This is a genomic window from Micromonospora sp. NPDC003944, assembly GCF_053605225.1.
Window position 1 is genome coordinate 1 of record NZ_JBSGIV010000117.1, and the last position, 9,961, is coordinate 9,961.

Annotated in this window: 6 protein-coding genes and 1 pseudogene; 5 read left to right on the top strand and 2 right to left on the bottom strand. The window is 71.1% G+C overall.

Going from position 1 to position 9,961, the window contains the following annotated elements:
• Window positions 1-120 precede the first annotated feature (120 nt).
• Together ACWER9_RS31100 and ACWER9_RS31105 are read right to left on the bottom strand one after the other, a co-directional pair.
• Window positions 121-774: an MBL fold metallo-hydrolase gene (locus tag ACWER9_RS31100; protein ID WP_452305205.1), complete on the bottom strand. Its 654-nt coding sequence runs from the start codon at window positions 772-774 to the stop codon at window positions 121-123.
• A 7-nt stretch (window positions 775-781) separates the two neighbouring features.
• On the bottom strand, window positions 782-1,498 hold the full coding sequence (locus tag ACWER9_RS31105) for a maleylpyruvate isomerase family mycothiol-dependent enzyme (RefSeq protein WP_452305206.1): 717 nt from the start codon (window positions 1,496-1,498) through the stop codon (window positions 782-784).
• Window positions 1,499-1,677: 179 nt separating this feature from the next.
• Between ACWER9_RS31105 and rsgA the strand changes: the two genes are divergently transcribed.
• From rsgA to ACWER9_RS31130, 5 genes and pseudogenes are all read left to right on the top strand, one after another.
• The gene (gene rsgA / locus ACWER9_RS31110) at window positions 1,678-2,748 is read left to right on the top strand and encodes a ribosome small subunit-dependent GTPase A (RefSeq protein WP_452305207.1); all 1,071 of its coding nucleotides are present in this window, start codon (window positions 1,678-1,680) and stop codon (window positions 2,746-2,748) included.
• A gap of 208 nt (window positions 2,749-2,956) precedes the next feature.
• Window positions 2,957-5,902, top strand: a complete 2,946-nt coding sequence (gene uvrA, locus ACWER9_RS31115) for an excinuclease ABC subunit UvrA (protein WP_452305208.1) — start codon at window positions 2,957-2,959, stop codon at window positions 5,900-5,902.
• Between the two features lie 165 nt (window positions 5,903-6,067).
• Window positions 6,068-6,553 (top strand): Rieske (2Fe-2S) protein, encoded by a 486-nt coding sequence (locus ACWER9_RS31120; RefSeq protein ID WP_452305209.1) that lies wholly within the window; start codon window positions 6,068-6,070, stop codon window positions 6,551-6,553.
• Between the two features lie 171 nt (window positions 6,554-6,724).
• A complete protein-coding gene (uvrC, locus tag ACWER9_RS31125; RefSeq protein WP_452305210.1) occupies window positions 6,725-8,731 on the top strand; it encodes an excinuclease ABC subunit UvrC in 2,007 nt (668 codons plus the stop codon).
• A 1,002-nt stretch (window positions 8,732-9,733) separates the two neighbouring features.
• Window positions 9,734-9,961, top strand: a pseudogene (locus tag ACWER9_RS31130) (C39 family peptidase); the annotation flags it as partial.

Consider the following 9,961-nt stretch of genomic DNA (forward strand, 5'->3'; position numbering starts at 1 on the left):
CGGCGGGCCCCCGCCCCCGCCCACCGCACCCGGCTCCGGGCGGTCAGGCTTGATCCCTGCGCCGGGCACGGCGGGCCCCCCGCCGCCGTCGGTTGGTGGTTCTGAACCTGGTGGTGGGGGTTACCAGCCTCGGGCTTTCCACTGGGGGAGGGCGGGGCGCTCCGCGCCGAGGGTGCTGTCCTTGCCGTGACCCGGGTAGAACCAGGTGTCGTCCGGGAGTTCGTCGAACAGCTTGTGCTCGACGTCGCCGATCAGCGCGGCGAAGCGCTCCGGATCCTTGTCGGTGTTGCCCACCCCGCCCGGGAAGAGACTGTCACCGGTGAAGAGGTGCGGGGTGCCGGCCGGGTCACGGTAGAGCAGCGCGATCGACCCGGGGGTGTGCCCCTTGATGTGGATGACCTCCAGCGCGCAGTCGCCGACCGCCACGGTGTCACCGTCGGCCAGCCGCTCCGCCTCGATCGGCAGCCCCGCCGCGTCGTCGGCGTGCACGAGCGCCCGGGCGCCGGTCTTCGCGACGACCTCCTCCAGCGCCACCCAGTGATCCATGTGCTGGTGCGTGGTCACCACGGCGGTGAGCCCACCGTCGCCGATCAGATCGAGCAGCCGGGGGGCCTCGTTGGCGGCGTCGATCAGCACCTGGTCGCCGGTGCCGGTGCAGCGCAGCAGGTAGGCGTTGTTGTCCATCGGACCCACCGACAGCTTGCTGATGGTCAGCCCGTCCAGCTCCCGTACCGCCGGCGCGCCGCCGTGCGTGACGTCTCCGCTGTATGTCATGACGTTTCTATATCCATTCCGGTGGAGTGGGCAGGGGACCGTCGGGGGTGACGGAGAGCGGGGCGCCGTCGGCGCGGCCGATCAGCCAGGCGGCGAGGTCGGGGGCGGGACCGGAGACGACCGGGGCGCCGACGCGATCCCCGATCACCAGCTCGTGCTCGCTGCCGTCGAGGCGGAGCACCATCGACGGCGGCGTCGGCGTCACCGCGTGATGGCTCGCCGCCTCGCGCAGCAGTCGGTGGGTGAACGTCTCCGACCAGTGCGCGGCCCGGTAGTCGGCGGCCAGGTCGAGGTGGTGCACCTCGATCTCCCGTAGTCGACCCCAGACCAGCAGCACGGCCGGCCACGGCCCCTTACGCGCCTGCACCGTCGCCGCCCAGGCGTCGGCCGGCATCGCCGCGACCGCCTCGGCGAACAGGTCCGCGGTGCGTCGCAGGTCGTCGAGGTGCTCGGCCGGCGGCCGGGCCGCACCGGCTTCGATGTCCGCCGCGCGGGCCTCGAGCGAGGCGTACATCGGCAGCGCCTGCCCGGTGCGGGCTGCGGTGAGCAGGTTGACGAAGCCGTCGGCGTTGCGCGCCAGGTGCGCCAACACGTGGCCGCGCGTCCACCCCGGCAGCAGCGACGCGGCGGCCAGGTCCGCGGTGTCGAAAGACGCGGCGGTACGCAGTAGCCGGCTGGTGGCCGCGTCGACCTCGCCCATCAGCAGCAGCGGATCCGTCGTCACCCGTCGACCCTAGCGGTCCGCCGCCCGCGCCGTCGCCGGGGAAATCGCTTTCGGCGCGTCGCCGCGCGACCTACCGTCAGCGGCAGACGCGGCACCGGGACATCGGACGGAGGTGGTGATCATGCCGGACGTGGCACGCGTGTTCCGCCATCACCAGCTTCGACACCGATGAGGATGCCATGACTATCGATCTGACCGCCCTCGGCTGGGACGCCGAGCGGACGGCGTACGCCGCGCGTCGCGGCGAGCACCAGCCGGGCCGGGTGGCCCGGGTGGACCGGGGGGTCTGCACGGTGCTCACCGCGGTCGGCCCGGTCCGGGCCAGCCTGGGCGGGGCGGTGCTGACCGCCGCCGCACGGGACCCGTCCGCGCTGCCCTGCGCCGGGGACTGGGTGCTGCTCACCACCTGGCCGGACCGCCGGGTCACCGTGGAGGTGGTGCTGCCGCGGCGATCCGCGCTGATCCGGCGTACCGCCGGCAAGGACGCCAGCGGCCAGGTGCTGGCCGCCAACCTCGACGCCGCCGCCGTGGTGGAGCCGGTGCACCCCGAGCCGGACGTCGGCCGCATCGAACGGCTGCTCTCCCTGGCCCACGAGTCCGGTGCCCGGCCACTTGTCGTGCTGACCAAGGCGGACCTCGCGGCCGACCCGGGCGCGCTGGCCCGCCAGTTGGCCGCCGTCGCCCCCGGGGTGCCGGTGCTGCCGGTCAGCGCCGAACGGGGCCTCGGGCTGGGTGCGCTGCGCGCCGAGGTGACGCCCGGTCGCACGCTCGGCCTGCTCGGCCCGTCCGGCGCCGGCAAGTCGAGCCTGGTCAACGCCCTCGTCGGGGCGGTGATGATGCCCACCCAGGCGATCCGGCGCGTCGACGGCAAGGGTCGGCACACCACCACCTGGCGAGCCCTCGTGCCGATCCCGGGCGGCGGTGCGGTGATCGACACGCCAGGTGTGCGCGCGGTCGGCCTGCTCGACGGCGCGGTCGGGCTGGACCGGGCGTTCACCGACATCGTCGGGCTGGCCGAGGGCTGCCGGTACGCTGACTGCGGCCACGACGGCGAGCCGGCCTGCGCGGTCCGGGAGGCCCTGCACACGGGTGAGCTCTCCACCCGTCGGTGGGAGAGCTGGCGGCGGCTGCAGGGTGAGGTGGCCCACGAGAGCCGACGGCGGGAGGCCCGGGTGGCGGCCGAGCGTCGCGGTGGGTGGCGTTCGGCCCGACGCCGGGCCGCGCGCCCGCCGGCACCCGGCGGCTACTGACCGGGGGCGTCGCGACCGGGGCGGCGTGACCGGGCTTGCGAGCGGCGCGGCCGACCGGGCTGAGCTGGGGGAATGTGCGGGCGGGGGAAACTGTCATACCTCGGGGCTAGAGTTGCCGAGGCATGTTTTCTGCGCCCGCACGACCGCTCAAGAGCACCCAGAGCGGGACACATTCTTCGCTTCGTCTTCTCCCGGGAGTACACGCACCGTGGCCGACCGACTGATCATCCGTGGCGCGCGCGAGCACAACCTGCGTGACGTCAGTCTCGACCTGCCCCGGGACGCACTCATCGTGTTCACCGGGCTGTCCGGGTCGGGCAAGTCGAGCCTGGCCTTCGACACCATCTTCGCCGAGGGGCAGCGCCGCTACGTCGAGTCGCTCTCGTCGTACGCCCGGCAGTTCCTCGGCCAGATGGACAAGCCGGACGTCGACTTCATCGAGGGCCTGAGCCCGGCCGTCTCGATCGACCAGAAGTCCACCTCGCGCAATCCGCGCTCGACCGTCGGCACCATCACCGAGGTCTACGACTACCTCCGCCTGCTCTACGCCCGCATCGGTGAGCCACACTGCCCGGTCTGCGGTGAGCGCATCTCCCGGCAGAGCCCGCAGCAGATCGTCGACCGGGTCCTCGCCATGGCCGAGGGCACCAAGTTCATGGTGCTCGCCCCGGTCATCCGGGGCCGTAAGGGCGAATACGTCGACCTCTTCGCCGAGTTGCAGGCCAAGGGCTACGCCCGGGCCCGCGTCGACGGTGTGGTGCACCCGCTCACCGAGCCGCCGAAGCTCAAGAAGCAGGAGAAGCACACCATCGAGGTGGTGATCGACCGGCTCACCGTCAAGCCGAGCGCCAAGCAGCGGCTCACCGACTCGGTCGAGGCCGCGCTGGGCCTGTCCAGTGGCCTGGTCCTGCTCGACTTCGTCGACCTTCCCGAGGACGACCCGGACCGGGAGCGCCGCTACTCCGAGCACCTGGCCTGCCCCAACGACCACCCGCTCGCCATCGAGGACCTCGAGCCCCGGGTGTTCTCCTTCAACGCGCCCTACGGCGCCTGCCCGGAGTGCACCGGCCTGGGCACCAAGAAGGAGGTCGACCCGGAGCTGCTGGTCCCCGACCCGGAGCGCAGCCTGCGCGAGGGCGCCATCCAGCCCTGGTCCACCGGGCACAACCTGGAATACTTCCTGCGCCTGTTGGAGGCGCTCGGCGAGGCGCAGCACTTCGACATCGACACCCCGTGGCGGGCGTTGCCGGCGCGGGCGCAGAAGACGATCCTGCACGGCTCCGACGACCAGGTGCACGTGCGCTACCGCAACAAGTACGGCCGTGAGCGTTCCTACTACACCGGCTTCGAGGGCGTGGTGCAGTGGATCGAGCGCCGGCACGCCGACACCGAGTCCGAGTGGTCCCGCGACAAGTACGAGGGCTACATGCGCGACGTGCCGTGCGCGGCGTGCGGCGGCGCCCGGCTCAAGCCCGAGGTGCTCGCGGTCACCCTCGCCGGCAAGAGCATCGCCGAGGTCTGCAACCTGTCCGTGGGCGAGTGCGCCGACCTGCTCGCCGGCATCGAGCTGACCGACCGGCAGAAGATGATCGCCGAGCGGGTCCTCAAGGAGATCAACGCCCGGCTGCGGTTCCTGCTCGACGTCGGCCTGGACTACCTCTCCCTGGACCGCCCGGCCGGCACGCTCTCCGGCGGCGAGGCGCAGCGCATCCGGCTGGCCACCCAGATCGGCTCCGGTCTGGTGGGCGTGCTCTACGTGCTCGACGAGCCGTCCATCGGGCTGCACCAGCGCGACAACCACCGGCTCATCGAGACCCTGATCCGGCTGCGCGGGCTGGGCAACACGCTGATCGTGGTCGAGCACGACGAGGACACCATCCGGGTCGCCGACTGGATCGTCGACATCGGGCCCGGCGCGGGTGAGCACGGGGGCAAGATCGTGCACAGCGGCTCGGTTCCGGCCTTGCTGAAGAACAAGGAGTCGATCACCGGGGCGTACCTGGCGGGTCGCCGGTCGATCCCGACGCCCGCGAAGCGCCGTCCGCAGACCAAGGACCGCGAGCTGGTGGTGCACGGGGCGCGGGAGCACAACCTGCGCAACCTGACCGTCTCGTTCCCGCTGGGCCAGCTGATCGCGGTCACCGGGGTCAGTGGCTCGGGCAAGTCGACGCTCGTCAACGACATCCTGTACGCGGTGCTTGCCAACCAGATCAACGGCGCCCGGCTGGTGCCCGGTCGGCACACCCGGGTCTCCGGTCTCGAGCACGTGGACAAGGTCGTCGGCGTGGACCAGTCGCCGATCGGTCGGACGCCGCGCTCCAACCCGGCCACCTACACCGGCGTCTGGGACCACGTCCGCAAGCTCTTCGCCGAGACCACCGAGGCGAAGGTCCGCGGGTACGGCCCGGGACGGTTCTCCTTCAACGTCAAGGGCGGGCGCTGCGAGGCGTGCTCGGGTGACGGCACCATCAAGATCGAGATGAACTTCCTCCCCGACGTGTACGTCCCCTGCGAGGTCTGCAAGGGCGCCCGGTACAACCGGGAGACCCTGGAGGTGCACTACAAGGGCAAGACCGTCTCGGACGTGCTGGAGATGCCGATCGAGGAGGCTGCCGAGTTCTTCTCCGCCATCCCGGCCATCCACCGGCACCTCAAGACGCTCGTCGACGTCGGCCTGGGCTACGTCCGCCTCGGTCAGCCCGCGCCGACCCTCTCCGGCGGTGAGGCGCAGCGGGTCAAGCTCGCGTCCGAGCTGCAGAAGCGCTCCACCGGGCGGACGGTCTACGTGCTCGACGAGCCGACCACGGGTCTGCACTTCGAGGACATCCGCAAGCTGCTGATGGTGCTCGAAGGGCTCGTCGACAAGGGCAACACGGTGATCACCATCGAGCACAACCTCGACGTGATCAAGACCGCTGACTGGCTGATCGACATGGGGCCCGAGGGTGGCCACCGCGGTGGCACCGTGCTCGCCACCGGCACCCCCGAGGAGGTCGCCGAGGTCGCCGAGAGCCACACCGGCGAGTTCCTGCGCCAAGTGCTCAAGCTCGACGGTGCGGCCAAGGGTGCGGCTGCGGCCACCACCCGGGCCGCCAAGGCCAACGGCGTGACCAAGGCGCGGGCCAGCCGCAAGGTGGCCGCCACCGCGCGCTGACCTCGCTGGATATGTGTGCCTCGGGCGGGGCGGGTCGGTTGACGACCCGCCCCGCCCTATTTACCGGGTCGGACCAATGCCGCGATGAACCATCCGGCACAGTTGCGCGTGTGGAGAAGTGTGACCGGCTTCTGACCGGCGCAGCGGGCGAGAGAGAGGCGAGGCATGAGTGACGATCAGGCGCTGACCGGTCCGGGTACGCAGACCCGTCGTACCCTGCTCACCGGCGTCGGGGCGGTCGGCGCGGCCGTCGTCCTGGCTGCCTGCGGCAGTGACGACGGCGGCAGCGGCAGCGGCGCGCCCACGAGTGGCGGCCCCGCCGTACCCAGCACCGGCGACGCCGGCGGCGGCGACCGGCAGAATGCCCAGTCGCTGGCCACCACCGCCGACATCCCGGTCGGCGGCGGCAAGGTCCTCGCCGCCGAGGGCGTGGTCATCACCCAGCCAGCGGCCGGTCAGTTCAAGGGCTTCAGCCCGATCTGTACGCACCAGAACTGCCCGGTGACGAACGTCGACGGCGGCACCATCAACTGCACCTGCCACGGCAGCAAGTTCTCGATCGAGGACGGCTCGGTGAAGGCCGGCCCGGCCACCAAGCCGCTGCCGCCCAAGGACATCAAGGTCACCGGGGACCAGATCTCGTTGGCCTGACCCGACGCGGCCCCCCGGCCGGGGCGGCGCTGCGCGGCGCTGCGCGGCTAGATCGACTCGTGTTTCGGGAAGTCGGGGTGTCCGGCACGTGCTGACACCCCGACTTCCGGGACGCCGAGTGGATCACGTGCCTGCGGTGGGCTGTCGGTGTCGCGGACTAGGCTTGTCGGTGTGGCTGACCCCTCGACCTACCGTCCCGCACCCGGCACCATCCCGGAACTACCGGGGGTCTACCGCTTCCGCGACGGCACCGGTCGAGTGATCTATGTCGGCAAGGCGCGAAATCTGCGCAGCCGACTCAACTCCTACTTCGGCGACGTGTGGAACCTGCACGAACGCACCCGACAGATGGTCACCACCGCCGAGTCGGTGGACTGGATCACCGTCGGCACCGAGGTCGAGGCGCTCCAGCAGGAGTTCACCTGGATCAAGCAGTACGACCCGAGGTTCAACGTCCGCTACCGCGACGACAAGTCGTACCCCTATCTCGCCGTCACCCTCGACGAGGAGTACCCACGGCTGCAGGTGATGCGCGGCGCCAAGCGCAAGGGCGTACGGTACTTCGGTCCCTACTCGCACGCCTGGGCCATCCGGGAGACCCTGGACCTGCTGCTGCGGGTGTTCCCCGCGCGCACGTGCTCCGCCGGGGTGTTCAAACGGGCCGGGCAGGTCGGCCGTCCCTGCCTGCTCGGCTACATCGGCAAGTGCTCGGCGCCGTGCGTCGGCACCGTCTCCGCCGACGAACACCGGGCCATCGTCGACGGGTTCTGCGACTTCATGGCCGGGCGCACCGACACCATGGTCCGCAAGATCGAACGTGAGATGACCGAGGCGAGCGAGCAGCTGGAGTTCGAGCGGGCCGCCCGGCTGCGCGACGACGTGGCCGCGCTGCGCCGGGCCATGGAGAAGCAGACGGTGGTGCTCGGCGACGGCACCGACGCGGACGTCGTCGCGTTCGCCGACGACCCGCTCGAGGCGGCCGTCCAGGTCTTCCACGTCCGCGACGGCCGGGTCCGCGGCCAGCGCGGCTGGGTGGTGGAGAAGACCGAGGACCTGACCACCGGAGACCTGGTCCACCACTTCTGCACCCAGGTGTACGGCGGCGAGCACGGCGAGGCCGACGTACCCCGGGAGTTGCTGGTCCCCGAGTTGCCCGCGGACGCCGACGCGCTCAACGAATGGCTCTCCAACCACCGGGGCAGTCGGGTGTCGCTGCGGGTGCCGCAGCGTGGCGACAAGCGCGCGCTGATGGAGACCGTGGAGCGCAACGCCAAGGACGCGCTGGCCCGACACAAGCTGAAGCGCTCCGGTGACCTCACCACCCGGGGCAAGGCACTTGACGAGATCAGCGAGGCGCTGGGCATGAGCACGTCGCCGCTGCGCATCGAGTGTTTCGACATCTCCCAGATCCAGGGCACCGACGTGGTCGCCAGCATGGTGGTATTCGAGGACGGGTTGCCCCGCAAGAGCGAGTACCGGCGGTTCATCGTCCGGGGTGCCACCGACGACCTCTCCGCGATGTCCGAGGTGCTCCGTCGCCGTTTCGCCCGCTACCTGGACGCCAGGGCCGAGACGGGCGAGGTGGGCGTGGAGTCCGCCGACGAGACGGCTGCCCCGGACGACACGGCGGCCCCCCTGGACGCGGTCGAGCCGCAGGTCGGCGTCCTGATCGACCCGACCACCGGCCGGCCCCGAAAGTTCGCGTACCCGCCGCAGTTGGTGGTCGTGGACGGCGGTGCCCCACAGGTCGCGGCCGCCGCGCAGGCCCTCGCCGACCTGGGCATCGACGACGTGGCGCTGTGCGGGCTGGCCAAGCGACTCGAGGAGGTGTGGCTCCCGGACGACGAGTTCCCGGTCATCCTCCCGCGCACCTCGGAGGGGCTCTACCTGCTGCAACGCGTACGTGACGAGGCGCACCGGTTCGCCATCACCTTCCATCGGCAGCGCCGCTCCAAGCGAATGACCGAGTCCGCGCTGGACCGCGTGCCCGGCCTGGGCGAGGTGCGTCGCAAAGCGCTGCTGCGGCACTTCGGCTCGCTCAAGCGACTCTCGGCCGCCACGGTCGAAGAGATCACCGAGGTGCCGGGGGTGGGTCGGCGAACCGCCGAGGCCATCCTGGCCGCCCTCGACCAGGGCACGAAGACCGACGACGGTGCGGAGGCGAAGCCCAGCACCTGAACGCTGGCCCCCCGCTCGCTCGGCTGCAGGCGGCCAGTTGGTCCATGCTGGCTGCCGTTGCCTGCCCTGCGTTGGGTGCGGGCGGCGCGCATGATCGCGCTCGATCCTTGTTGTAGTGGCCTTGTCCGCTCGGGGAGAGGCCTATTGCATGGATCGAGCACGATCTTGGGTTGGGCTAGGGCCCGGTCCCTTGTCGGTGCCGTGCCCAGGGTTCGTGCCTTGTCGGGGGTTCCTTGCCTTGTCCGCGGATCGTGCCTCGTCCTTGGTCTGCCTCGTCCTTGGTCTGCCTCGTCCTTGGTCTGCCCTGCCCGGACCCGTGCCCTGCCCGGACCCGTGCCCTGCCCGGACCCGTGCCCTGCCCGGACCTGGGCCTTCCTAGGGTTTCGTCCCTTGTCCAGGGGTTTGTACCTTGTCCGGGGTTCGTGCTCTGTCCTTGGTCGGGCCTGCCCTCTTGGCCGGGCCGGATCATGCATGGCCGATTCGGCGCGAACGGCGCAGACCGGCATGATCCACTCGGGCTTCAGGAAGTCGGGGTATCCCTGGCGCCGGGACACCGCGACTTTCAGGAACCCGAGTCGATCACGCCGGTGTGGCCCCCGTGCCTGGTTCGCCGGCCTGGCCGTGTGGGGCGGAATGGGCGAGTTGTCGGGTTTGGTGGTCGGTGTCGGGTGGTCTGGGTCACCTCGTCGGCGGAATCGGGGGCCGGGTCGGGTCGTTATACCTGGCATGCCACCGCGCCCGTCGGGTCGTGGGGCGCGGGCAGCAGCCGTCGGGAACACCCGGCGGGTCGCCCCGGTTACATCCCCCGCACCGCCGAGCACCCCCCCGTAGGTAGGCGGAATGATCCGCTGCCGCGGTCGGTTACACCCTGTCCCGACGCCGACCCCCTCTCGCGGGTCGCCGGGCAGGACCCCGTGAACTTTCCCCCGCACCGCCATCCACCCCTTCGAGGTGGTGCGGGTGTCCCCCGAGGCATCCCCCGAGGCAGAGGAGCACGCCATCATGCGTACCGATCTGATTCGTAAGACTGCCCTGACCGCTGCTGGTCTCGCTTTCGCCGGTGGTGCGATCGCCGGCCCCGTCACCACCGCCTTCGCCGCACCCACCACCAGCAAGCCGGCCACCCAGAGTCAGGCTGACCGTAAGGGTGGTCATGGTGAGCGGGAGTTGGGTGTGCGCTACGAGGCGCAGCCGAACTTCTACTACTGCGGTCCCGCCGCTACCCGTAAC